The following is a 22,420-nucleotide window of genomic DNA, read 5'->3' as shown; positions in this document are numbered from 1 at the left end:
GCTGGTGCTGGAACGCGCCGGGGTCGCGGGCGGCACCACCGCGCTCGCGGGCGGGCACTTCTACCTGGGCGGCGGCACCGCGGTGCAGCGGGCGACCGGGCACGAGGACTCGGCCGAGGAGATGTACAAATACCTGCTGTCGGTGGCGCGGGATCCGGAACCGGAGAAGATTCGCGCCTACTGCGAGGGCAGCGTCGAGCACTTCGACTGGCTGGAGAGCCTCGGGTTCGAGTTCGAGCGCAGCTACTACCCGGAGAAAGCGGTCATCCAGCCGGGCACGCAGGGCTTGATGTACACCGGCAACGAGAAGGTGTGGCCCTACCGGGAACAGGCCGTTCCCGCGCCCCGCGGGCACAAGGTCCCGGTGCCCGGCGACACCCAGGGCGCGGCGATGATCATCGACCTGCTGGTGAAGCGGGCCGCCGCGCTCGGCGTCGAGGTGCGCTACGAGACCGGCGTGACCAATCTGATCACCGGCGCGGACGGCGCGGTCGTCGGCGTGGAGTGGAAGAACCTCGGGAGAACCGGTGCGGTGCGAGCGAAGTCGGTGGTGCTGGCCGCCGGCGGCTTCGTCATGAACACCGACATGGTGGCCGAGCACGTGCCGTGGCTGACCGAGAAGCCGTTCGTGCTTGGGACCCCGTTCGACGACGGACTGGGCATCCGGCTCGGAGTGTCGGCAGGCGGCGTGACCCGCATGATGGATCAGGCGTTCGTGACCGCGCCGGTGTATCCGCCGTCGAAGCTGCTCACCGGAATCGTGGTGAACCACAAGGGCGAACGGTTCGTCGCCGAGGACTCCTACCACGCGCGCACCTCCGCGTACGTGCTCGATCAGCCCGGCGCGGTCGCGTACCTGATCGTCGACTCCGAGCACATGGAACGGCCCATGTTCCCGCTCGCGCCGTTCATCGACGGCTGGGAGACCGTGGACGAGATGGCCGCGGCGCTCGGAATCCCCGCCGAGACACTGCGATCCACGCTCGACCGGTACAACGAGAACGCGGCCCGCGGCGAGGATCCGGACTTCCACAAGGCCGCCGAATGGCTGCAACCGCAGGACCGGGGGCCGTGGGCGGCCTTCGACCTGACCCTGGGCAAAGCGCTCTACGCGGGCTTCACCCTCGGCGGGCTGCGCACCTCGGTCGACTCGGAGGTGCTGCGCGACAACGGATCACCCATCCCCGGCCTGTACGCGGCGGGCGCGACCGCCTCCACCCTGGCCCAGGACGGCAAGGGCTACTCCAGCGGCACCCAGCTCGGCGCGGGCTCGTTCTTCGGCCGCCGCGCCGGACGTCACGCCGCCAGCCGCTCCAGCTGACGGATCAACTCCGAGGCGGTCACGGCATCGAGTGCGCCGAACGTGCCGCCCCGGAGCTCCACCGACAGCATCCGCTGCAACTCGGGCTCATCGCGAAAACCGCCTTCGAGCCCGGGATCCAGCGCGACGATCACCTCCCGAACCGGTCCGAACCGGCGGGTGAGAACCTCCCGCGACACCTGCCAGCCCAGCTGTTGCAGACCGAACACCCGATCCGTGCGAATCGGCTGATCGGTGAAGCGGGACAGGCGATTCGACTCCGCGTCCTCCGCGGTGAGCAGGTTGATCGGCCGTTCCAGCTGCTCGAACGGTTGCCGTAACCGATTGTCGTCGAACAGGTCCCGCCAGGCGCCGAGCGTCTCGCCGAGCTGGATCGGGTGAGCCACACCCACCAACGCTTGGTCCGCCAGTTCGACCGGCGCGCCGTCGAGATTGCGCAGCGCGCGCTCCTCGTCCACTCGGAACGCCCCCGTCACCTCGCCGCGGGCATCGAAGACCCCCCACACCAGCAGCCGTGCGGCCTGCCCGAGCGCGGGATCCTCGAGCACCAACCGCCGATGCGCGTCCGCCCGCCAGCGCCGGCCATCCACCATGGCCGCCTCGAGCCGCCGAATCTGATCGGTCGTCACCGATTTCGGTTCCAGCGCCACCCGTGCCGCCCCCTCGGGCGCGCTCCCCAGCCGTTCCCGCACCCGCCCCCGCAGCGCCTCGGCCGCCGGCTCGACATCCTCGCCGGGCTCGATCACCCGCAGCCACGCCGTCATTCGCCCCGCCCGCGGATCGGGTTCCTCCACCCGCACCCCCGCTCGTGCCTCCGCGACCTCGCTCGTGAACGCATGCCCGAATTCGACCATCCAGCTGTCGATGAACCGATCGATGAATTCCTGCTCCCGCCGCACCCCCGTGCGATAGGCGACCGCCGTGTACTGCGCGATCGCGAACGCCACCGCGGCCCCCATCGCTGTCCCCGGCCGCTCCGGCGCCGCCACGTATCCCGCTGCGGCATCGGCGAGTTGATGCAGCCCATCCACCCGCGCGGCCGTCAGCACCGTCTCCACCGCCCCCCGATGCCGTCGCAACAGCTTGCGCACAGCCTCGGTCGCCCGCGGATCGGCCCACCGCCGCTCCTCGTCGGTCATACCGGAGATCTTGCCGCCCAGCACCGACAGATCCCCGCGCCCGCCGGGACTTCCGCGCGGCGGTTAGTCCGTGTCGCGGGCGATCAGGGCGACCGTCATGGGGACCAGGACTTCCACCAGGGATCGGACCGGCGGGCGCGGGTCCGACAGCAGCCATTCGTGGGCGAGGCCGTTGATCGCGCCGATGAGGGCGCTGGTGGCGAGTTCGGGGGCGCCGCGGAGGGTGGCGGTGTCGCCGGCCAGGGGTTGGACGGCCAGGCGGAGGGTGTCGCCCCACAGGTGGCGGCGTGCGCGGCGGTGTTGTTCCATGCGCTCGCTGACGCCGACGACCTCGACGAAGGCCACCTTGGCGCGGAACGGGTCGGAGCCGATGGAATCGAGGAAGGCCGAGAGGGCCTGGGTCACGGTCTCGGTCGGGTCGGGGTCGGGGCCCATGGCGCTCAACGCGGTGGCCAGGGCGGCCGCGGACTGGTCCTGGATCTGGTCGTAGGCGGCGACCAGCACGTCCTCGCGGGTCTGGAATTCCTCGTAGAACTGGCGTTTGGACAGCCCGGCCGCGGCACACACATCGGCCAGCGAACAGTTGGCGTAGCCGCGCTCGCCGAAGATTCGGATGGCCGCGTCGAGGAAACGCTGCCGGCGCTCGGCTTTTCGTTCGGTCACGGCGCGTCCGCCGTACTGCCTGCCTTCGATCGTCACTGTCGTTTCTCGATCGTCACGCCTGAAAGGTTACGGGTGCGGAGGCCACTGATTTCGGGGGCGGCGGCGCGATCTCAGCGTCGGGGGCGCAAACCGTCGAGCATGTGGGTGACCATCTCGTCGAACAGTCCGTCCGCCTCCGCGGCGTCGACCAGGCCCGATCCGAGGATCGCGGCCAGCCCTTGCAGCGCCGCCACCGCCGACAGGCAGATTCGCCGCGGCTCGCCCGGCACCACCTCCCCGCGCGCCTGCGCGTCGGTGACCATCTCGATCGGCACGGTGAACGCGCGGGCCGCGGCCTCCCCGATGGCCGGGGTGGGACTGTTCTTGCGGGCGAACATGAGCGCCAGCAGTTCCGGGTTGTCGATGGCGAAGCGCAGATAGGTGTGGGCCATGGCGCGCAGGCGTTCCAGGAAGGTGCCCGCGGCGGCCGCCTTCTCGAATCCCGCGCCGAGCCGCTCGAATCCGGCGACCGTCAACGCGTCCAGCAGCGCCTGTTTGTCGCGGAAGTGCCGGGCGGGCGCGGCGTGACTGACCCCGGTGTCGCGGGCCAGCTGCCGCAGCGACAGGCGTTCGATGCCGCCGCCGCGCAGCGTCTCCTCGGCGCGGCGGAGAAGTTCGGCGCGCAGGTCCCCGTGGTGGTAGGAACGGGCGCGCTCGACCACCTCCCGGGCCCTACGCTTCGCGATGCTCATAGTGACAGCGCTTGGTGATGCTCATGGTGAGAGCAGGATATCGGACACACTCGGGGATGTTGGCGTTGACTACTTTGTTGTCGCTGCCTACATTCGTGCGCATGGCGAATGAGAACCCGGTCCGGCGTGCCGTGCCGCTGCGCGGGTGGATCGGCCCGATGGTGGTGCTCGGCCTGCTCGCGGCCCTGATCGGCACCATGTACCTCGGCTACACCTCCGATCCGGAGAAGAACCTGCACGACTTCCCGGTCGCCCTGGTCAACCAGGACGTGGGCGACGTGATGGACGGCCGCACCGTCAATGTCGGCGACCAGATCGCCGACGCGCTCAGCGCGCAGATTCCCGCCGACAAGATCGACCTGCGGGTGGTCGGCATCGGCGAGGCCCGCCAGCAGTTGAGCAACGGCCAGGTCTACGGCGCCATCATCATTCCCGGCGACTTCACCAAACGGCTCTCGATCCTCGCCGCCGCCTCGGTGGTGCCCGGGGATGTGGAACGGCCGGTCATCACCGTGCAGACCAATCCGCGCGCGGGCACCTACGCGTCCTCGATCACCCAGCGCATCGCCGATCGGGCCATGGCACAGGTCAATTCGACGGTCGGCGCGCAGCTCACCGATCAGGTGAAGGCCAAGCTCGCCCCGCAGGCGGGCGCGCCCGCCACCGAATTGTCCGGCGCGGCCCGGCTGCAGCTGGCCAAGCCGATCGACGTGGTCACCAGCCCCTACCGTCCGCTCCCCGCGGGCACCGGGCAGGGCCTGTCGGCGTTCTTCTACACCCTGGTCCTGCTGTTCGCGGGCTTCAGCGGCGCGATGATCATCCACTCCATGATCGACAACGTGCTCGGTTACGTCCCGGCCGAATACGGTCCGTGGTTCCGCGCCCCCGAGCCGGCCTCGATCAGCCGATGGCGCACGCTGCTGGTGAAGTGGGCCATCGCCGCGATCACCGCGCCCTTCCTGTCCGGCATGTTCATGGGCATCGCGCGGATCTTCGGCATGCCCATCGACGAACCGCTGCCGCTGTTCCTCTACGGCACGCTGGCCATCATCGCGGTGGCGGTCACCGGGCTGTCGGTGCTGGCCGCCTTCGGCACCATGGGCCTGCTGATCAATATGATCGTGTTCGTGGTGCTGGGCCTGCCCTCGTCGTCGGGTTCGATTCCGGTGGAGGCGATTCCGCGCTGGATCGCCTCGCTGTCGAGCTTCGAGCCCATGCATCAGATCTATCTGTCGGTGCGCGCCATCCTGTTCTTCGACGGCCACCTCGAGGCCGGTCTCGGCACCGGCATCTGGATGACGCTGTTCGGGCTGGCCTTCGGTCTGGTGCTCGGCGCGGTCGCCACGCACCTGTACGACCTGCGCGGCCTGTACCGGCTCGGCGTACCGCACCGCCCGGTCGCGGTCGCCATCGGCGCTGACCCACAGTGACTTTCGGCCCTGTTCGTTGTCGAGCTGTGACGGTGATACTGGCCTCGGGCACCGAATAACTCATCGCCGGGCGATGATTGTGGGGCGGTTCGATGGTGATGGCTTCGTCGCAGTTCGATCAGCTGACGGGACAGTTCCTGCGCGCCGTGCGCGACGCGGGCGGCGGATTGAACGCGGTATGCGCCGCGTGCGTGCGGGTGTTACCCGTGCGCCGCGCCGCCATCGTGCTCGAGGAACGCGACGCGGGCATGCAACCCTGGTGTGCCAGTGACGAATTCGCCGAACGGGTGGAGCGGGCGCAGGCCACGGCGGGGGAGGGGCCGGCGGTCACGGCCGTGGCCGACGGGGTGCCGGTGGTGGTCACCGATCTGAGCGCCGACTGCGAGCACTGGCCCGGCTTCGCCGAAGCCCTCTCGGCCGCGCCGGTGTCGGGCTCGCTGTTCGCGGTGCCCTTGCGGCTGGGCGCGATTCGGCTCGGCGCGGTGGACCTGTATCGGGAATCCGTCGGGCGGCCCGGGCCGCGGCTGCTGTCGGCGGCGCTGCACATCGCCGATCTGGTGACCGCCAGCCTGGTGCTGGCCACCGGCGACGACGCCCGCCAGTGGGCGCAGCCATTGTCCAGCCGGTGGATTCATCAGGCGGCCGGCATGACCAGCGCGCGGCTCGGCATCGAGATCCCCGACGCCTACGCCCGCCTGCGCGGATACGCCTTCACCCACGGACTGTCGCTGGTGGAGGTGGCCCGGCGGGTGGTGGAGCGCAGCATTCGGATCGAAGCCGAATGAGCGCAACTGTTCCGCGGCACCCCGCCCGGCAAATACCATGGGCTGACGGCAAGAGCGGCACAGGAGTACTTTCGTGGCGAGCGCCCGGCGTTCGCCGATGCGGGGTGAATGCGGTGTCCGACAGTGAGTTGCTGGTAACGGTGCTGGCCAGGTTCGCGCGGCTGCTACCGGCCGAGAACGAACCGCCCCAGATCCTGGACGAATTGATGCGCAGCGCCATGGATGTGCTGGAACCGGGTGGGGTGACCGTGGCGCTGTCCACCCAGCCACCAGGCGACCGGTCCGAACTCTTCACCGGAATTCCCGAGGACCTGCTCGATCTCGAGGTCTGCCAGCGCGACCACGACCGCGGACCCGGAGTGGTCGCCCACGCCTGCGGAGCGCCGGTGACCGTCACCGATATCGGCAGCTACGGCGACCTGTGGCCGGAGTACACCAGCCTGGCCGGGCAGCACCGGATCGCCTCGGTCGCCGCCGTCCCCATGCGCCTGGACGCCACCGAAGCCGGCGTGCTGAGCCTGTACTCCCGCGAGGTGCGGCACTGGACCGGGCAGGACCTGTCGGTGGCCACGCTGCTGGCGGGCATGGCCGCCGGGCATATCGTCACCGCCAATCTGGTGCACCGCCACCAGCGGGTGACCGAGCAGCTCCAGCGCGCGCTCACCACCCGCATCGTGGTGGAACAGGCCAAGGGCGTGCTCGCCCACGCCCACCGCACCACCCCCGACGCCGCCTTCGAACTGATCCGCGCGCACGCCCGCCGCCACCGGGTCACGGTGCACGCGGTCGCGCACGGCATCGTCGCCCTGGGCCTGCGGATCTGACCCGCGCCCGGTTCGGCCGGGTTTGCCGGGATGGTGTCCGGTTAATCCGATCTGTGCAGGCATCGGCCACCGGGGCGTAGCCTGAGCAGTTGGCGGAACCGAAAGCCCCTGTCCCCGGCTGGTTTCCGCGCTGGCCGTCCCAGTCCTCGACGGCTCGTTTCGACATCTCCGCATCCGGACACCGTCGATCCGCTCGCTTCGTCGACCTGGGGGCAATCGTGAATACCTCACGTGCACCACACCGTTCCGCTGCCCACCCGGCAGTCCGTCCGCCATCGGCCCACCCCGTCCGACCCTCGACCAGCCCGGCCCGCCGCACCCGGCGCGGCGGCGAATTCGACACCCTCGTCCGCCGCATCGCCGAGCGCGACCGCGCCGCCTACGAGGAGCTCTACCGCCGCACCCGCGGCCTCGTCTACTCCCGCGTCCTGAACGTCCTGCGCGACATCGGATACGCCGAGGAAACCTGTCACGAGGTCTACCTGCAGGTTTGGCGCAGCGCCCCGAACTTCGACCCGAACCGCGGCAATGCGCTGACCTGGCTCACCACCCTGGCCCACCATCAGGCCGTGGACCGGGTGCGGCGCGAATGCACCACGGCGGGCCACGAGCACCGCTTCGGCGTCGGCGAATACCGCCCCGCCACCGATGTGGTGGCCGAGGAGATCCTGCGCCGCCACGAGCAGCGCGCCATCCGCCACGGCCTGTCCACCCTCACCCCCAATCAACGCGAATCGCTGGTGCTGGCCTTCTACGGCGGGCTCACCTACCCGCAGGTCGCGGACCGGCTGGGGATCGGCCTGCCCGCCGTGAAGGCCCGCATCCGCTCCGGACTCGCACAGCTGAAAGTCGCACTGGCATAACCGGATACGTCCCCCGGAGCGGGGTATCAGTGCGCGGCGGTCGCCGTGAAGCCGCGCGGAACCAGCACCACGGTGAGCACCGCGACCGCGCCCACCAGTCCCGTGGAGATCCAGGAGGTGGTGGTGAGCGCCGCGTCGTAGGCGTGCTGGGCGATGTGCAGCACCTCGTCGCCGGTGGGTCCGCCGATCCGCTCGGCGACGTGGGCCGCGCCGCCCACCGACCCCTGGGCCTCGGCCAGATCGTCGCCGTGCAGCGGCAGCCCGGTCATATGCCCGGTGAACAGCCGGCCGTGGATGCTGCCCAGCAGCGCCACGCCCAGGCCGATGCCCAGCTCGTAATTGGTCTCCTCGACCGCGCCCGCCTGCCCGGCGCGCTCGGCCGGCACCGAGGCCACCAGCACCGCGGCGGCGGTGGTGATCGCGATGCCGTCACCGATGCCCAGGCACAGCAGCACCACGGCCACGATCGGGTAGGTGGTGTCGGGAACGGCGGCCAGCACCGCGAAACCCGCTGCCAGCGCGCCCAATCCGAACCCCATCAGCGCGCGCACGCCCAGGCGCTGCATGAGCCAGGGGGTGGCCAGCGAACCGAACAGGGTGGCCAGGGCGGCGGGCAGGGTGCGCACACCGGCCTCCGACGGCGTGTAGCCGTGAATGTACTGGAGCCACAACGAGATCAGGAACAGGGCCGCGCCGATGGCCAGCATGGCGAGCAGGGTGGCGAGCGCGGCGGCGGTGAAGGCGCGATTGCGGAACAACCGCACATCCAGCAGCGGGTCGGGCGACTTCGACTGCCGGTAGGCGAACAGCCCCAGCAGGATCACCGACGCCACCATGATGATCAGATCGATCGGGGCCGGATCGCCCTTGGCCACATGCTTGATGCCCCACGCCAGGGCCACGATGCCCAGCACCGACAGCAGCGCGCCGACCCAATCCAGACGGCCCTGCTGCGGGGAGCGATACTCCGGCAGCAGCCACAGTCCCGCCGCCACCGTGAGCAGCACGACGGGCACATTCAGCCAGAAGGCCGCCGACCAGCCGAACGCCTCCACCAGGTGACCGCCGACCAGCGGGCCGATGGCCGCGCCACCACCGGCCACCGAGGCCCAGATGCCGATGGCGAGGGTGCGTTCCTTGTCATCGGTGAAGATATTGCGGATCAGCGAGAGCGTGGAGGGCATCACCATGGCCCCGCCGACACCCAGCAGCGCCCGGCCCGCGATGAGCTGAGCGGGGGAGTGCGCGGTCGCCGCGATCACCGAGGCGGCGCCGAAGAGCAGGAAGCCGAGCAGGAACAGCCGTTTCCGGCCGAACCGGTCGCTGATCGCGCCGCAGGTGATCAGCAGGCCGCCCAGCACCAGGCCGTAGAGGTCGACGATCCACAGCTGCTCCATCGGGGTGGGCGACATGTGATCGATGAGCGAGGGCAGCGCGACATTGAGGATGGTCGCGTCCATGGCCACCAGCAGCAGGCTCGCGCAGAGCACGGCGAGCATGGCCCACCGGCTCGCCGGCGCGGGCCGCACCGGGTCCGCCAGATCGCGCGACTGTTCCCGGGGTGGAATGCGGCCCACGGTTCCCGCCTCCTCGACTAGACCTGTGTCCGGATGTTGGCAACAACCTGGCTAAGCCTAGTCGAGGCGCTCGGCGGCACCGTGGCCCGACAATGCGGAACTAGCGGCCGGCGTTCTGCTTGGCGAGCAGGTCGCGGATCTCGGTGAGCAGCTCCAGCTCGGTGGCGACCTTCTCCGCCTCGGCCTTCGCGAACCGGCTCTTGATGGTGTTCATCGGCAGGATGAGCACGAAGTAGAGCACCGCCGCCACGCACAGGAAGTTGATGCCCGCGCTGATGATCGGCCCGAGGGCGACGAAGGTGGCCGGCTTGTCGGCGAGCAGCTGGAAGCCCAGACCGAACTCCTTGTTGCCGCCGAGGGTGGCGAGCAGCGGCTCGAGCACGCCCTTGGTCACCGAGGTGACGATCGCGGTGAAGGCCGTGCCCATGACCACCGCCACCGCGAGATCGATGACATTGCCCCTCATCAGGAAGTCTTTGAAGCCTTTGAGCATGATGCGCGCAGTTCCCATCCGAGACGTTTTCGTTATGTTCCGGATCGGAGTTTAAATGCTGGTCGGGCTGTGGCGTGCACACGGCACACCCCCCTTGACGCGCATCACTCCGGTCGCTCTAAGGGTGCTGGCACACATTCGGCAAACCGGAGGGGCCGGATCAGCTCCCGCGGTCGGCCTTCGAGCTCGCTCGGTCGGCCCGGAAGGTCTTCACCAGCGCCACGCACATGGCCAGCAGCACCACGCTGAACGGCAGCGCGATCAGGATCGCCACCGTCTGCAATGTGGTCAGCGCGGCCGTGCCGGTGCCGCTGGCCACCAGCAGCGCCGCCGCCACCGCACCCTGCGCGGTGGTCCAGAACGCGCGGCTCCAGGTCGGCGGCTCCGGATTGCCGCCCGAGGACAGCATGTTCACCACCAGCGCCCCCGAATCCGCGGAGGTGACGAAGAACAGCACGATCACCAGGATCGCCAGACCGGAGGTGATGGCGCCGCCGGGCAGGGTGTTGAGCAACTCGAACAGCGCGCTGTCGCGATCGGGCCCGTCCGGACCGACCAGCCCGCCGCCGCCGAACATCTCGCGGTGCAGGCCCGCCCCGCCGAACACCGCGAACCACGCGAAGGTCAGCAGCGTCGGCACCAGCAGCACCCCGGCCACGAACTCCCGCACCGTGCGCCCGCGCGAGATGCGCGCGATGAACACGCCCACGAACGGCGCCCAGGAAATCCACCAGCCCCAGTAGAAGACGGTCCACTGCTGGGTCCAGGCCGTCCCCGTGGGCCCCTCGGTCGCGCCGGTGTACATGCTGATCCGGGGCAGCGACTGCAGGTACTGGCCCAGGTTCTGCACCAGATCGTCGACGATGAACAGCGTCGGCCCGACGATCAGCACGAACAGCATCAGCGCGCCCGCCACGCCCATATTGAGCTGGGACAGCAGCTTGATGCCCTTGTCCACCCCGGTCACCACCGACACCGTGGCCAGCGCGGTGACCGCCACGACCAGCGTCACCTGCAAGCCCTTGCCCGGTTCGTGCAGCCAGCCCTGGTGATTCAGCCCGGCCGAGATCTGCAGCACGCCCAGTCCCAGCGAGGTCGCCACACCGAAGACGGTGCCGATCACCGCCACCACGTCGATGACATCCCCGCGCCAGCCCCGGACCTTGTCGCCCGCGATCGATTCCAGCGACCAGCGGATCGACACCGGCCGGCCCTTGCGGTGGATCGAGTACGCGATGGCCAGTCCCACCACCACGTAGATGGCCCACGGGTGGATGCCCCAGTGCAGGAACGTCTGCACCATGGCCGAATCCGCGCGCTGTGCCGGGGTGGACCCGACCCCGGGGCGCGGGTCCTCGTAGTGGAACAGTGGCTCGGCCACACCCCAGAACACCAGGCCGATGCCCATGCCCGCCGCGAACAGCATGGAAAGCCAAGCGCCGATGGAGTATTCGGCCTTCTCGCCGTCCTCGCCCAGGGTGATGTCGCCGAACCGGCCCAGCCCCAGCCAGATCGCGAACACCACGAACAGGCTCACGATCACGATGTAGTACCAGCCGAAGCCGCCGATCACATTGTCCTGCAGCGCTTTCGCCTGCCGGGCCGCGGTGTCGCGGAAGACGATGGCGTACACGGTGAAGGCGGTCACCACGATGGCGGCGGGCCAGAACACCCTGGGGGCCACCGCCACTCGATGATGGGCCGGAACGGTCTCGGTCGAGGTCTGGCCGGTCGTGCTCACGTGGGGTGCCCCCTGCGGTCGTCGTCTGCTGCGATCTACCTGCCGAACACATGCGAACAACCCCGGTTCCGGGCCGTGCGGCCCGGAACCGGGGTTGGCTGAACTACTTTCCGCCAGCCCTGTTCTTCAGCGCGGTGACGATCTCGTTGACCGCGGCCAGCACGTCCTGTGCGGCGTGGTCGAGGTTGGCCCGCACCTGTTCCAGGGTGGACTGGAAGTCCTCGGGAGTGATCTTGTCGGCGAAGGCCTTCGCCATGTCGGCCAGGTCGGCGGCCGCGGTCTGTGCCCGATCGGCCAGTTCGGCGGCGGCGCCGCTGGCCCGTTCGGCCAGCTGCCCGGTGGCCGCTCCCGCCCGCTCCCGCAGGTCGGCGGCGGTGACGCCGAGATCGGTGGTCAGATCATCGGCGGTGGTGCGCAAATCGTCGGCCAGGCGTTCGGTGGTGTCCTCGAACTTCGAAGCGCCGTCGCCGGAATCGTCATTTTTCGGCATTGTCGGATCCTTACTTCGATCCGCGGTCGAACATCCCCTTGACCTTGTCGGTCAAGCCGCCCGCCCACTCCTTGACTTCGTCACCGGCCTTCTCGGCCCACTCCTTGACCTCGTCGCCCGCCTTCTCGACCCATTCCCTGGCGTCTTCGGCTCCGCCTTGGAAGGCCTCCTGCGCTTTGTCGCCCAGATTCTGGGCCGCGCCCTCGGCCTTCCCGGCGGCGTCGTTGCTGTCGCTGAAAGAAGTCATCGGAACCTCCTACGTGGGTGGTCACGCCCGGATGAGCAGCGATCTTTCAGCAACCGATACTAGTCGGTTTGTCCTACGCTCGTGGGTACTCAGTTCACCGGGCCCAGGACGCGTTCGATGTAGGCGTTGGTGAACCGGCCCTTGGGGTCGAAGCGGCGGCGCACGTCGGCGAAGCGGTCCCAGTCCGGGTAGCGCTCGCGCAGCGTCTCGGCGGTCTGGAAGTGCCGCTTACCCCAGTGCGGGCGGCCGTTGTAGCGGTCGAAAACGCGTTCGCAGGCGCGGAAATACGGTTCGTAGTTCATGCCCTGGTACTGGTGCACCGCGATGTAGCAGGTCTCGCGTCCCCCGGCGGGGGACAGGAACGCGTCGTCGGGGGCGACCCAGCGCACCTCGATCGGCATCGGGGTGTCGAAATGCTTGGCCACCTCCTTGATCTCGCGGATGGCGTCGGCCGAATGTTCGCGCGGGATGGCGTATTCCATCTCGGTGAAGCGGAACAGCCGGGGGCTGGCGAAGACCCGGTAGGAGCGTTCGACCTGGCGGCGGTAGCTGCCCGCGTAGGCGGCGCTGCGCTGGACCATCGGGATCAGGCTCGGGCGCCACCGGGTGAGCCGGCACAGCGCGTCGAAGGTGTAGTTGGTCATGAGGATGTCGGAGAACCAGTCCACGGCTTTGCCGCGCGGTTGTTCGGGCAGCTCGACCCGGTTGTTGCGCTTGGTCATGGCCAGCGGGCTGTGGGCGAACATGTAGAACTCGAAATGCTCGTTGCCCTCGACGAAGCTGTCCAGATCGGCCAGCACGTCCTCGACCGGGACCGGCCGCTCGATGCCCTCGAGCACGAACGACGGCACCATCTGCAGCGTGACCGCCGTGACCACGCCCAGCGCACCGACATTCACGCGCGCGGCGCGCCAGCCGTCGGGATCGGTCTGCTCGTTGAGCTCGACCCGGCTGCCGTCGGCCAGCATGAGCTCCACCGAATGCAGTGCGGCGGAGAGGTTCTGCAGCTTGGATCCGGTCCCGTGGGTACCGGTCGCGGTGGCGCCCGCGATCGACTGCACGTCGATGTCGCCGAGATTGGGGAAGGCCAGGCCCAGCGGGTGCAGCGCGTTGCTGGCCGCGTTGAGGGTGATGCCGGCCTCGGCGCGGACCAGGCCGGTGGCGCGGTCCACGTGCAGGATCTTGTCGAGCTGGTTCAGCCGCAGGAGCGTGCCGTCGGTGAGCACGGTCTCGGTGAAGGAGTGTCCGGATCCGGCGACCCGGACGGTGTGGCCGTTCGCTTCGGCCTGAGCGAGTACTGCCGCGACGTCCTCGGGCGAGCTCGGTTCGGCGATGGACGCCGGGGTACAGCTCTGATCCCCGGCCCAGTTCACCCAAGAGTTGGTCATGCGACCAACTTTAAACCGCGACTGTGATGCGCGCTACCGTTTGCGCGGGTTGAAGGCGGCCGCCTTCGCGCGCTCGACCTCGTCCTCGGAGAGCGGGGGCTGCGTGAGCGGCAGGCGGGGCACGCTGTCGCCGCGCACGCCATTGAGGATCACCGCCATGTAGCGCTCCCATACTTCGGGATTGACCGGCCGCGCGAAGCCCGCGATGCCGTCGACCATGTTCACCATGGCGAAGAAATCGGCCGGTTCGATATCGGGCTGCAGCACACCCGCGTCCTTGGCGCGCGCGATGACCGCCTGCATGCCGGGCCGGATCTGATCCTTCATGCACACGAAGCGATCCATGCTGTCGTGCAGTTCGAGGATCACCTCACTGAAGCCCCGGTTGGCGGCGACATGGCGGCAGGAGTACTCGAACAGGTCGGTCAGGCCCTCCCAGGGATCCGGGTGGTGCAGCGCCACGTTCACGGCCTCGGCCAGTTCGGTGACCATCTGGTCGAAGACCTCGGAGATGAGCTCCTGCTTGTTGGCGAAGCGGCGGTAGACCGTGCCGACGCCGACGCCTGCCCGCTCGGCCACATCGTCGAGGGTGACGTCCAGCCCGCGATCGGCGAACAGCTCGCGGGCGGCCGCGATGATGCGCTGCTGATTGCGGGCGGCGTCCGCGCGCAGACGCCGAGGTGGGGGCGCGGTGGTGACGTGATTCACAGGCTAATCCTATCAGCAATCGGGATTATCCGGAGGAGTTATCTCCGTTTAGCTGGTAGCTTGATCGGTAAGCGGAGATGGTTTCTCCACTAAGTCTAGGGGACGAGGACACCAACCATGACGACAGCGCTCGAGAAAGACGTCACAGCCCCGGCTGTGACCGAGGACAAGGCAGGACGGCGCGGTTCGCACGCCCTGCGCTGGTGGGTGCTCGCCGTACTCGGCGTCGCCCAGCTGATGGTCGTGCTCGACGCGACCGTCGTGAACATCGCGCTCCCGCACGCGCAGGCCGATCTCGGCTTCTCCAACGGCGACCGGCAGTGGGTCATCACCGGCTACGCGCTGGCCTTCGGCTCGCTGCTGCTGCTCGGCGGACGGCTCTCCGATCTGTTCGGCCGCCGTACCACCTTCATCACCGGCCTGGTCGGCTTCGCGGTCGCCTCCGCGGTCGGCGGCGCGGCCGGCAACTTCGAGGTGCTGGTCGGCTCCCGCGTGGCGCAGGGCGTGTTCGCCGCACTGCTCGCGCCCGCCGCGCTCTCGCTGCTGACCGTCACCTTCACCGAACCCGCCGAGCGCGCAAAGGCTTTCGGCATCTTCGGCGCCATCGCCGGCGCGGGCGGCGCACTCGGCCTGCTGCTGGGCGGCGCGCTCACCGAATGGGCCTCGTGGCGCTGGGTGATGTACGTGAACCTGGTCTTCGCGGCCGTCGCGCTGGTCGGCGCGGTACTGCTGCTGGCCAAGCACACCGCCACCACCCGTCCCAAGCTGGACCTGCCCGGCACGGTGACCGTGACCGCCGCTCTGTTCGGCATCGTCTACGGCTTCTCGCACGCCGAATCCGACGGCTGGACCAACGGCGTCACCCTGGCCTTCCTGATCGGCGGCGTCGCGCTGCTGGGCGTGTTCGTGTGGCTGGAACAGCGTGTCGCGCACCCGCTGCTGCCGCTGCGCGTGGTGCTGGACCGCACCCGCGGCGCGTCCTACGTCGCCGTGTTCACCATCGGCATCGGCATGTTCGCCATGTTCCTGTTCCTCACCTACTACATGCAGCAGCAGCTGGGGTACTCGCCGATCCGCACCGGCGTGGCCTTCCTGCCGATGGTCGCGGGCATGGTCGCCGCCTCCACCACGGTGCCCGCGCTGCTCATCCCGCGGGTGGGTCCGAAGGTGACCGTGGTGACCGGATTCCTGCTCGCCACACTGGGAATGGCGCTGCTGACCCGGATCGGCGTGGACACCGGCTACGCGAGCCACATCCTGCCGAGCCTGCTGCTGATGGGCCTGGGCCTGGGTATGGCGATGTCCACCGCGTTCAGCGGCGCGACCGCGGGCGTGGAGCACGCCGACGCCGGCGTCGCCTCGGCCATGGTGAACACCAGCCAGCAGGTGGGCGGCTCGATCGGCACCGCGCTGCTGAGCACGCTGGCCGCGACCTCGTTCAACGACTATGTGGCCGGGCACGTTCCGCCGTCGCCGCGGGTGTTGGCCGAGGCGGCGGTGCAGAGCTACACCACCACCTTCTGGTGGGCCGCCGCGATCTTCGTGGTCGGCGCGGTGGTCACCGGGCTGATCATGCCGAACAAGGTACCGGTCCCGGCCGAGGGCGAACCCGTTCTCGCGCACTGAGATTCGAACCCGCCCACTGAGATGGGAACCCCTGGACACCGTGGTCCGGTCAGGGAAGCGGCCCCGCTCGCCGATCCGAGCGGGGCCGCTTCGTTTTCTTCCCACCGCGATCAGCGGCAGTTGGAGGGCGGGGCCAGGCCCGCGAACCGGTCGGACAGGTAGTTCATGGCGTTGACCGTGCCGGGGAAGATGGCGGCGCCGTGGTCCGCGCCCGGGATGACGTCGAACTGGACCGGCGTCCCGGCGGCGCAGTAGCGGCCCGCGGTGCGCTGGGCCAGATCCAGCGGCACTTGGTCGTTGCCGCCGTGCCATTCGTAGAGCGGCTGGTGGATCAGCTCGGGCACGATCTCGAGCGCGTTCTCGTGCAGGGTGCGGATCAGTGCCGGATCGTTCTCCTTGCCCGGGTTGAAGACTTCGCCCATGCTGTGGTCGGCGCCGACGGAAATGATGTCGTCCACACAGGAATTGGCGATCCGGTCGCGCATCCAGAAGCCGTAGGGCGTGAGTGAGCTGTCGAGCTGCATCTCGCCGGGGTACTCGCGTTCCATCCCGGTGGCGACCGCGAAGCCGAGTCCGAACAGCGACTGCGGCGTATTACCGGCCTGTATGGCCATTTTGCCAGGATTGACCGGTACGCCACCGGTAGCGACGCCGACGATCGGCAGCTCGGGCGCGTAGTCGGGGGCGATGGCGGCCGCGAATCCGGTGGCCATCGCGCCGCCGGAGTATCCGGCCAGGCCGACCGGTCCGACGCCCAGCCCCGCGGGCGCGAACCGCTGCACCGCGCGAATCCCGTCCAGGGTGATCTGGCCGCCCATGCGGGCCGCGCCGTAGGCGCTGTCGGGTCCGAGGTGATCGGGCACCGCGATCGCCCAGCCCTTGGCCAGGAGCAGCGGGAACGCCGACGCCTCCTTCATGCTGCCGTCGAACAGGCTGTGCGACGGCGCGCATTGCAGGCCCAGGGAATTCACGAACGGCTGATACGACAGCAGCGGTCGCGGCCCGGGGCCGGGGGAGATCAGCGTGGTCACCGCGGCGATCGGCGCGCCGGTGGAATTGGTGGACCGGAACAGGATCTGCCACACCGTCGCCCCGGGGAACGGGTGCACGGGCACCTGGCGGGAGTTCAGCACGTCGCCGTTTCCGACGGCGTCGAGATTCCCTGCGGCGTAGTAGAACCCGTCCGGATCACGGACGGGGAAGATCGCCCCGGCGTGCGCCGCGGGCGCGGCCGCCACGACGGCCACCAGGGCCGCGGCGATTCCGAAGGTCTGGACCAGCATCTTTCTGATCGACTGGCGCACCGCCAACTTGGCTCTCCTCGAGGCCGATGGGACAACACCGGGCAAGCCGCACTATCCTCGCAGTTCCGGGCTGTTGTTCGGGCTCAGCAACACGCCAGACAGCAGCGATTGTGCACGCGAATCGACGGGAGGGTGATGGCGGCGAATACCGCGGGCGTCGACGTCGCCCTGCTGGGCGTCATCGCCCTGGGCGGCGCGGTCGGGGCGGTGGCGCGTTACGGAATGAGCGTGTGGCTGCCGCAGCGCGGCCCGATGCCGTGGCACACCTTGGCGGTCAACGTGATCGGTTGTGCGCTCATCGGGGTACTCATGGTCTGCATCACCGAGATCTGGGCGGCGCACCGGCTGCTGCGGCCGTTCCTGGGCGTCGGTGTGCTGGGCGGATTCACCACCATGTCCACCTTCGCCGCGGAAGTTCGTACACTGCTCGAATCGGGCCGAATCGGCTACGGGCTCGGGTACCTCGGGGGGACGGTGGTGACCGGGCTGATCGCGGTCGTGCTGGGCGTGGGTGCGACACGATGGATATCGGGAACGGCGCGACGATTGGGGGCAGGACGATGAGCACGGAGTCCGACACCGACGCGGTCCGGCGGTGGATACCGGCGTCGCGGCTGACGGTGCTGCTCGGCGAGGACGACACCTATCGGCATCGGCCCCGCTATCACGAGATCGTGCGGCGTGCCCGGGATGCCGGATTGGCCGGGGCGAGCGTGTGGCGCGGCGTCGAGGGGTACGGGGTGTCCTCCCAGATCCACACCACCCGACTGCTCGATCTGGCCGAGCGGCTGCCGGTGATGGTGATGATCATCGACGACACCGACCGGTTGCGCGCTTTCGTGGAAACCAATGCGGACCTGCTGGATTCGCTGACCGTGGCGCTCTCGCCCGTCGACGTCTTCGACGGGGTGCGGCGGTGACCGCGGTGCTGGTGATGGTCGGCGCGGTCGTCGGGGCGCCCGCCCGATATCTGGTGGATCGCGCGTTGGCCCTTCGATTCGATAGTGTTCTCCCACTGGGCACACTGACGGTGAACATGGGCGGTTCGGCCGTACTCGGCGCGTTGATCGGTGCGGGAGCAAACCATTGGCTCTTCGCGGCCGTGGGAACGGGCTGCTGCGGCGCGCTGACCACGTTCAGTACGTTCGGATACGAAACGGTTCGACTGGCCGAGGAGGGCGCGTACAGCTATGCGGTGGCGAACGTCGTGATCGGCGTCGGCGCGAGCCTGGCCGCGGTCTACCTCGGTGTCCGATTCGGGCAGTGGGTACGGCCGTGATCCTGATGACCAGCCGGGCGCAGGCGATACGGAAGGGAGGTGCGAGCATGGCCCATGATCGAGCTGGGCGACCGGCACGGGCCACGGACCTCGAGGACATCGCGCACCTGGTGACCGCCTACTACAGCCGGATCCCGGATCCGGCCGATCCCGCGCAGCTGGTCTCCTTCGGCACCTCCGGGCATCGCGGATCCAGCCTGGACTGCGCGTTCAACGAGGCGCACATCCTGGCCATCACCCAGGCCATCGTGGAATACCGGGCCTCGCGGGGCATCACCGGACCGGTGTACCTGGCCCGGGACACGCACGCGCTGTCCGAGCCCGCCTGGACAACCGCCCTGGAGGTGCTCGCCGCCAACGATGTCACCGCGGTCATCGATGCCCGCGACAGGTACACGCCGACACCGGCTTTGAGCCACGCCGTGCTGCGGCACAACCGCGGCGGCACCCGGCATCAGGCCGACGGCATCGTGGTCACGCCCTCGCACAATCCGCCCCGCGACGGCGGCTTCAAATACAACCCGCCGCACGGCGGCCCGGCCGACACCATCGCCACCGACGCCATCGCCGCGCGCGCCAACGAGCTGCTGCGCACGGGGCTCGCCGAGGTCAAGCGCACCTCGCTGGCGCACGCGCTGGCCACCAACGTGGAGCGCTACGACTATCTGGACCGCTACATCTCGGACCTACCCAACGTGCTGAATCTGGACGCCATTCGCGGCGCCGGGATTCGGCTGGGCGCGGACCCCATGGGTGGGGCGTCGGTGGATTACTGGGAGGAGATCGGGCAGCGCTACGACCTCGAGCTCGAGGTGGTGAACCCGTTCGTCGACCCGACCTGGCGGTTCATGACATTGGACGCCGACGGGCGGATCCGGATGGATCCGTCCTCGCGCTACGCCATGGCCTCGCTCGTGGCGATTCGCGACGATTACGACATCTCCACCGGCAACGACGCGGACGCGGACCGGCACGGGATCGTGACTCCCGATGCGGGACTGATGAATCCGAACCATTACCTGGCGGTGGCGATCGAATACATGATCGCCAACCGGATGGGCTGGGACGCCCTGACCAAGATCGGCAAGACCGTGGTGACGTCCTCCATGATCGACCGTGTGGTCGGCGTGCTGGGTCGCGACGTGTACGAGGTGCCGGTCGGGTTCAAATGGTTCGTGCCCGGATTGTTCAGCGGCAGCCTCGCTTTCGGCGGTGAGGAGTCCGCGGGCGCCTCGTTCCTGCGCATGGACGGCACCGTCTGGACCACCGACAAGGACGGCATCCTGCTCGCCCTGCTGGCCGCGGAGATCACCGCCGTCACCGGGCAGAGCCCCTCCACCCGCTACACCGAACTCGAGAAGCGCTACGGCTCACCCGCCTACGCCCGCGTCGACGCCACCGCCACCGCGGAACAGAAGACCCGCCTCGCGGCGTTGACGCCGGACATGATCACCGCGACCGAAATCGCCGGCGAACCCATCACCGGCATCCAGACCCGCGCCCGCGGCAACGGGGCGGCCCTGGGCGGGCTCAAGATCACCACCGAGAACGCGTGGTTCGCGGCCCGGCCCTCGGGGACCGAGGACAAGTACAAGATCTACGCCGAATCCTTCGAGGGCCCCGAGCACCTCGTGCAGGTGCAGGCGGCCGCGGAGGAGATCGTCGGACACGCGTTGTCCGGTGAGTAGTACGGCGTTCGGCCGGGTGTTTCGGATGAGTGGATCGGTGTGTGCGGTGGAGTTGTCGCGGTGTACCGGGGCGATCGCGCGACCAGGTGAGCGCGAGGTGCGGGCCGGTGAGTGAAGCGGTGCTGGAGACGCGGCGGCGGCTGCCGGTGGAGATCTGGGTGCTGGTGGGCTCGGCCTTCACCATCGCCATCGGGTTCGGTTTGGTCGCACCGGCGTTGCCGCAGTTCGCCCGCAGCTTCGATGTCGGGGTGGCGGCGGCCTCGTTCATCGTGAGCGCGTTCGCGCTGATGCGTTTGCTCTTCGCCCCGATGGCCGGGCGGCTGTTGCAGAAACTGGGTGAGCGCCCGGTCTACCTGACCGGCCTGCTGATCGTCGCGGTGTCCACCGGCGCGTGCGCGCTGGCGCAAAGCTATTGGCAGCTGCTGGTGCTGCGGTCGCTGGGCGGCATCGGATCCACCATGTTCACGGTGTCCTCCCTGGGTCTGGTGATCCGCATGTCCCCGCCCGCCGAACGCGGCCGGGTCTCCGGCGTCTACTCCACCAGCTTCCTGATCGGCTCCATCAGCGGGCCGCTGGTCGGCGGCGCCCTGTCCTTCCTGGGCCTGCGCGCGCCCTTCCTGATCTACTGCGTAGCGCTGCTCATCGCCAGCCTCATCGTCTATGTGGCCCTGCGCGATTCCCCTTTGGCGCTCCCGGAGAAATCCGACGGCGCCCCCAGCATGTCCTTCCGCGAAGCCGCCGCCCGCCCCGCCTACCGGGCCGCGCTCTGGGCCAACTTCGGCAATGGCGCGGCCGTCTTCGGCGTCCGCATGGCTTTGGTCCCCCTGATCGTCGTCGAGGTCCTGAAACAGGACGCCGCCCTGGCGGGCGTGGCCCTCACCGCGTTCGCGCTCGGCAACGCCTCGGTCCTGTTCCTCTCCGGCCGCTGGTCGGACACCCTGGGCCGCAAACCTTTCCTCATCGCCGGCACCCTGGTGTGCGCCGTCGGCACCGCGGGCATCGGCCTCGCCGCCACCCTGCCCTGGCTCCTGGCCGCCTCCGCCCTCGCGGGCGTCGGATCCGGCATGTTCACCCCCGCCCTGCAGGCTGCCGTAGCCGACATCATCGGCCCCGGCCGCCGCGGCGGTCCGGTCCTCGCCGGCTACCAGATGTCCGCCGACCTGGGTACCTTCCTCGGCCCCTACGCCATCGGCCTGCTCGCCGACCGCGTCTCCTACGGCGTCGCTCTCGGCGTCACCGGCATCCTCCTCGCCTCCGCTTCCGCGGTCTGGCTGATCGTGCCCGAGACCTTGCGCCGCAAGGAAGCCGCCATCGCCGTCGACCGCTAGGGGTGGGTATCGGCGGGACGGGGGTGTCGGGCAGAGTGGTGCGGGTGAGCAATCCGACTTCGAAGCACACGCCGCAGCCGGTCTCGAGCAAGACCACCTACGCACTGGCCGGGGTGGCGGTGGTGGTGATCGCGTTGATCGTGTTCGCGGTGTTCCAGTGGAATCGCGGTGGCGGTGACGCGGTGCGCAACGACGGGTACGGGTCGGCGCACGATCCGGCCGTGGAAGTGGCGCTGGACTCCGACGGGGCCATCGTGCTGGGCAAGCCCAAGGTGGCGAAAACCCTTGACATCTACGAGGATCCGCTGTGCCCGGCGTGCGGCCAGATGGAGAAGGTCAACGGCCAGGAGATCGCCCAGCAGGTGGACCAGGGCAAGATCGCGGTGCGGTACCGGCTGGTGAACTTCCTCGACTCCCGCTCGGGCAGCAAGGACTACTCCACCCGCGCCGTCGCCGCCAACGAATGCGTGGCGCAGGACGGGAACGGCCCGGTGTACGCCAAGTTCCACGAGCTGCTCTTCACCACGAAGCAGCCCGCCGAGGGCGGCTCCGACCACGACAACAAGGAACTCGCCGCCATCGCCAAGGAAGCGGGCGCGAGCGACTCCGTCGCCAAGTGCATCACCTCCGGCGATCGCGCCGACACCGCCCGGGCCCACGCCACCGCCGCCCTCAAGGCTCTCGGTGACGCCCTGAACGGTCCGGCCGCCACCCCGTCGGTCTTCCTCGACGGCAAGAAGGTCGACCGCGGCAACGCGGACTGGGTCCTCGACGCCGCGAAGTAGGCTGCGGAAC

Annotated in this window: 23 protein-coding genes; 12 read left to right on the top strand and 11 right to left on the bottom strand. The window is 69.3% G+C overall.

Annotated features, from left to right (window positions below):
* The coding region (locus tag ACWELJ_RS00735) for an FAD-binding protein (protein WP_452364073.1) at positions 1–1,321 on the top strand (1,321 nt) is incomplete at its 5' end.
* Here the strand turns inward: ACWELJ_RS00735 and ACWELJ_RS00730 are convergent.
* The 3 genes from ACWELJ_RS00730 to ACWELJ_RS00720 all read right to left on the bottom strand — a co-directional run bounded on the left by ACWELJ_RS00730 (position 1,297) and on the right by ACWELJ_RS00720 (position 3,854).
* Entirely contained in the window at positions 1,297–2,484 is a 1,188-nt protein-coding gene (locus tag ACWELJ_RS00730; protein ID WP_452364072.1) for a DUF4132 domain-containing protein, read from the bottom strand. The two genes, ACWELJ_RS00735 and ACWELJ_RS00730, sit on opposite strands and share 25 nt — an antisense overlap.
* A 39-nt stretch (positions 2,485–2,523) precedes the next feature.
* A complete protein-coding gene (locus tag ACWELJ_RS00725; protein ID WP_452364071.1) occupies positions 2,524–3,123 on the bottom strand; it encodes a TetR/AcrR family transcriptional regulator in 600 nt (199 codons plus the stop codon).
* Positions 3,124–3,233: 110 nt separating this feature from the next.
* A complete protein-coding gene (locus tag ACWELJ_RS00720) occupies positions 3,234–3,854 on the bottom strand; it encodes a TetR/AcrR family transcriptional regulator (RefSeq protein ID WP_452364070.1) in 621 nt (206 codons plus the stop codon).
* Between the two features lie 101 nt (positions 3,855–3,955).
* Here ACWELJ_RS00720 and ACWELJ_RS00715 point away from each other — a divergent pair, with 101 nt between their 5' ends.
* The 4 genes from ACWELJ_RS00715 to ACWELJ_RS00700 all read left to right on the top strand — a co-directional run bounded on the left by ACWELJ_RS00715 (position 3,956) and on the right by ACWELJ_RS00700 (position 7,756).
* Positions 3,956–5,284, top strand: coding sequence for a DUF3533 domain-containing protein (locus ACWELJ_RS00715; RefSeq protein WP_452364069.1), 1,329 nt, complete (start codon positions 3,956–3,958; stop codon positions 5,282–5,284).
* 98 nt (positions 5,285–5,382) lie between these two features.
* Entirely contained in the window at positions 5,383–6,069 is a 687-nt protein-coding gene (locus tag ACWELJ_RS00710; RefSeq protein WP_452364068.1) for a GAF and ANTAR domain-containing protein, read from the top strand.
* A gap of 113 nt (positions 6,070–6,182) precedes the next feature.
* Positions 6,183–6,893 (top strand): GAF and ANTAR domain-containing protein, encoded by a 711-nt coding sequence (locus ACWELJ_RS00705; RefSeq protein ID WP_452364067.1) that lies wholly within the window; start codon positions 6,183–6,185, stop codon positions 6,891–6,893.
* Positions 6,894–7,111: 218 nt separating this feature from the next.
* Complete coding sequence (locus ACWELJ_RS00700) at positions 7,112–7,756, top strand: sigma-70 family RNA polymerase sigma factor (RefSeq protein ID WP_452364066.1); 645 nt, start codon at positions 7,112–7,114, stop codon at positions 7,754–7,756.
* Between the two features lie 26 nt (positions 7,757–7,782).
* Here ACWELJ_RS00700 and ACWELJ_RS00695 read toward each other — a convergent pair whose 3' ends face one another.
* The 7 genes from ACWELJ_RS00695 to ACWELJ_RS00665 all read right to left on the bottom strand — a co-directional run bounded on the left by ACWELJ_RS00695 (position 7,783) and on the right by ACWELJ_RS00665 (position 14,400).
* Positions 7,783–9,333: an MFS transporter gene (locus ACWELJ_RS00695; protein ID WP_452364065.1), complete on the bottom strand. Its 1,551-nt coding sequence runs from the start codon at positions 9,331–9,333 to the stop codon at positions 7,783–7,785.
* A 100-nt stretch (positions 9,334–9,433) separates the two neighbouring features.
* Entirely contained in the window at positions 9,434–9,826 is a 393-nt protein-coding gene (gene mscL / locus ACWELJ_RS00690) for a large conductance mechanosensitive channel protein MscL (RefSeq protein WP_452364078.1), read from the bottom strand.
* Between the two features lie 160 nt (positions 9,827–9,986).
* The gene (locus tag ACWELJ_RS00685) at positions 9,987–11,567 is read right to left on the bottom strand and encodes a BCCT family transporter (RefSeq protein ID WP_452364064.1); all 1,581 of its coding nucleotides are present in this window, start codon (positions 11,565–11,567) and stop codon (positions 9,987–9,989) included.
* A gap of 103 nt (positions 11,568–11,670) precedes the next feature.
* Entirely contained in the window at positions 11,671–12,057 is a 387-nt protein-coding gene (locus ACWELJ_RS00680) for a hypothetical protein (protein ID WP_452364063.1), read from the bottom strand.
* Between the two features lie 10 nt (positions 12,058–12,067).
* Positions 12,068–12,304: a hypothetical protein gene (locus tag ACWELJ_RS00675; RefSeq protein WP_452364062.1), complete on the bottom strand. Its 237-nt coding sequence runs from the start codon at positions 12,302–12,304 to the stop codon at positions 12,068–12,070.
* Between the two features lie 89 nt (positions 12,305–12,393).
* Entirely contained in the window at positions 12,394–13,692 is a 1,299-nt protein-coding gene (locus ACWELJ_RS00670) for a D-arabinono-1,4-lactone oxidase (protein ID WP_452364061.1), read from the bottom strand.
* A 33-nt stretch (positions 13,693–13,725) separates the two neighbouring features.
* Entirely contained in the window at positions 13,726–14,400 is a 675-nt protein-coding gene (locus ACWELJ_RS00665; protein WP_452364060.1) for a TetR/AcrR family transcriptional regulator, read from the bottom strand.
* 117 nt (positions 14,401–14,517) lie between these two features.
* On the opposite strand from ACWELJ_RS00665, the gene ACWELJ_RS00660 reads away from it, so the two are divergent.
* Entirely contained in the window at positions 14,518–16,026 is a 1,509-nt protein-coding gene (locus ACWELJ_RS00660) for an MFS transporter (RefSeq protein ID WP_452364059.1), read from the top strand.
* Between the two features lie 110 nt (positions 16,027–16,136).
* Here ACWELJ_RS00660 and ACWELJ_RS00655 read toward each other — a convergent pair whose 3' ends face one another.
* Positions 16,137–17,330: a lipase family protein gene (locus tag ACWELJ_RS00655; protein ID WP_452364077.1), complete on the bottom strand. Its 1,194-nt coding sequence runs from the start codon at positions 17,328–17,330 to the stop codon at positions 16,137–16,139.
* Positions 17,331–17,465: 135 nt separating this feature from the next.
* Here ACWELJ_RS00655 and ACWELJ_RS00650 point away from each other — a divergent pair, with 135 nt between their 5' ends.
* From ACWELJ_RS00650 to ACWELJ_RS00625, 6 genes are all read left to right on the top strand, one after another.
* Positions 17,466–17,894: a fluoride efflux transporter FluC gene (locus ACWELJ_RS00650; protein ID WP_452364058.1), complete on the top strand. Its 429-nt coding sequence runs from the start codon at positions 17,466–17,468 to the stop codon at positions 17,892–17,894.
* Complete coding sequence (locus ACWELJ_RS00645) at positions 17,891–18,250, top strand: DUF190 domain-containing protein (RefSeq protein WP_452364057.1); 360 nt, start codon at positions 17,891–17,893, stop codon at positions 18,248–18,250. Before ACWELJ_RS00650 ends, ACWELJ_RS00645 begins: the two co-directional genes overlap by 4 nt.
* Positions 18,247–18,609, top strand: a complete 363-nt coding sequence (crcB, locus tag ACWELJ_RS00640; protein ID WP_452364056.1) for a fluoride efflux transporter CrcB — start codon at positions 18,247–18,249, stop codon at positions 18,607–18,609. Before ACWELJ_RS00645 ends, crcB begins: the two co-directional genes overlap by 4 nt.
* A gap of 47 nt (positions 18,610–18,656) precedes the next feature.
* Positions 18,657–20,297: a phosphoglucomutase (alpha-D-glucose-1,6-bisphosphate-dependent) gene (pgm, locus tag ACWELJ_RS00635; protein WP_452364055.1), complete on the top strand. Its 1,641-nt coding sequence runs from the start codon at positions 18,657–18,659 to the stop codon at positions 20,295–20,297.
* A 107-nt stretch (positions 20,298–20,404) separates the two neighbouring features.
* Positions 20,405–21,625 (top strand): MFS transporter, encoded by a 1,221-nt coding sequence (locus ACWELJ_RS00630; RefSeq protein ID WP_452364054.1) that lies wholly within the window; start codon positions 20,405–20,407, stop codon positions 21,623–21,625.
* A gap of 44 nt (positions 21,626–21,669) precedes the next feature.
* On the top strand, positions 21,670–22,410 hold the full coding sequence (locus tag ACWELJ_RS00625; protein WP_452364053.1) for a DsbA family protein: 741 nt from the start codon (positions 21,670–21,672) through the stop codon (positions 22,408–22,410).
* Positions 22,411–22,420: the final 10 nt, after the last annotated feature.

Source organism: Nocardia sp. NPDC004582 (assembly GCF_053602115.1).
The sequence above is the reverse complement of the archived record's forward strand: the minus strand, read 5'-3'. Positions and strand labels throughout refer to the sequence as shown.

Excerpts from the sequence above, each read along its gene's own strand:
- ACWELJ_RS00720 (WP_452364070.1), bottom strand. The coding sequence starts at position 3,854 with ATGAGCATCGCGAAGCGTAGGGCCCGGGAGGTGGTCGAGCGCGCCCGT.
- ACWELJ_RS00715 (WP_452364069.1), top strand. The coding sequence starts at position 3,956 with ATGGCGAATGAGAACCCGGTCCGGCGTGCCGTGCCGCTGCGCGGGTGG.
- ACWELJ_RS00710 (WP_452364068.1), top strand. The coding sequence starts at position 5,383 with ATGGCTTCGTCGCAGTTCGATCAGCTGACGGGACAGTTCCTGCGCGCC.
- mscL (WP_452364078.1), bottom strand. The coding sequence starts at position 9,826 with ATGCTCAAAGGCTTCAAAGACTTCCTGATGAGGGGCAATGTCATCGAT.
- ACWELJ_RS00680 (WP_452364063.1), bottom strand. The coding sequence starts at position 12,057 with ATGCCGAAAAATGACGATTCCGGCGACGGCGCTTCGAAGTTCGAGGAC.
- ACWELJ_RS00675 (WP_452364062.1), bottom strand. The coding sequence starts at position 12,304 with ATGACTTCTTTCAGCGACAGCAACGACGCCGCCGGGAAGGCCGAGGGC.
- ACWELJ_RS00670 (WP_452364061.1), bottom strand. The coding sequence starts at position 13,692 with ATGACCAACTCTTGGGTGAACTGGGCCGGGGATCAGAGCTGTACCCCG.
- ACWELJ_RS00660 (WP_452364059.1), top strand. The coding sequence starts at position 14,518 with ATGACGACAGCGCTCGAGAAAGACGTCACAGCCCCGGCTGTGACCGAG.
- ACWELJ_RS00650 (WP_452364058.1), top strand. The coding sequence starts at position 17,466 with ATGGCGGCGAATACCGCGGGCGTCGACGTCGCCCTGCTGGGCGTCATC.
- ACWELJ_RS00645 (WP_452364057.1), top strand. The coding sequence starts at position 17,891 with ATGAGCACGGAGTCCGACACCGACGCGGTCCGGCGGTGGATACCGGCG.
- pgm (WP_452364055.1), top strand. The coding sequence starts at position 18,657 with ATGGCCCATGATCGAGCTGGGCGACCGGCACGGGCCACGGACCTCGAG.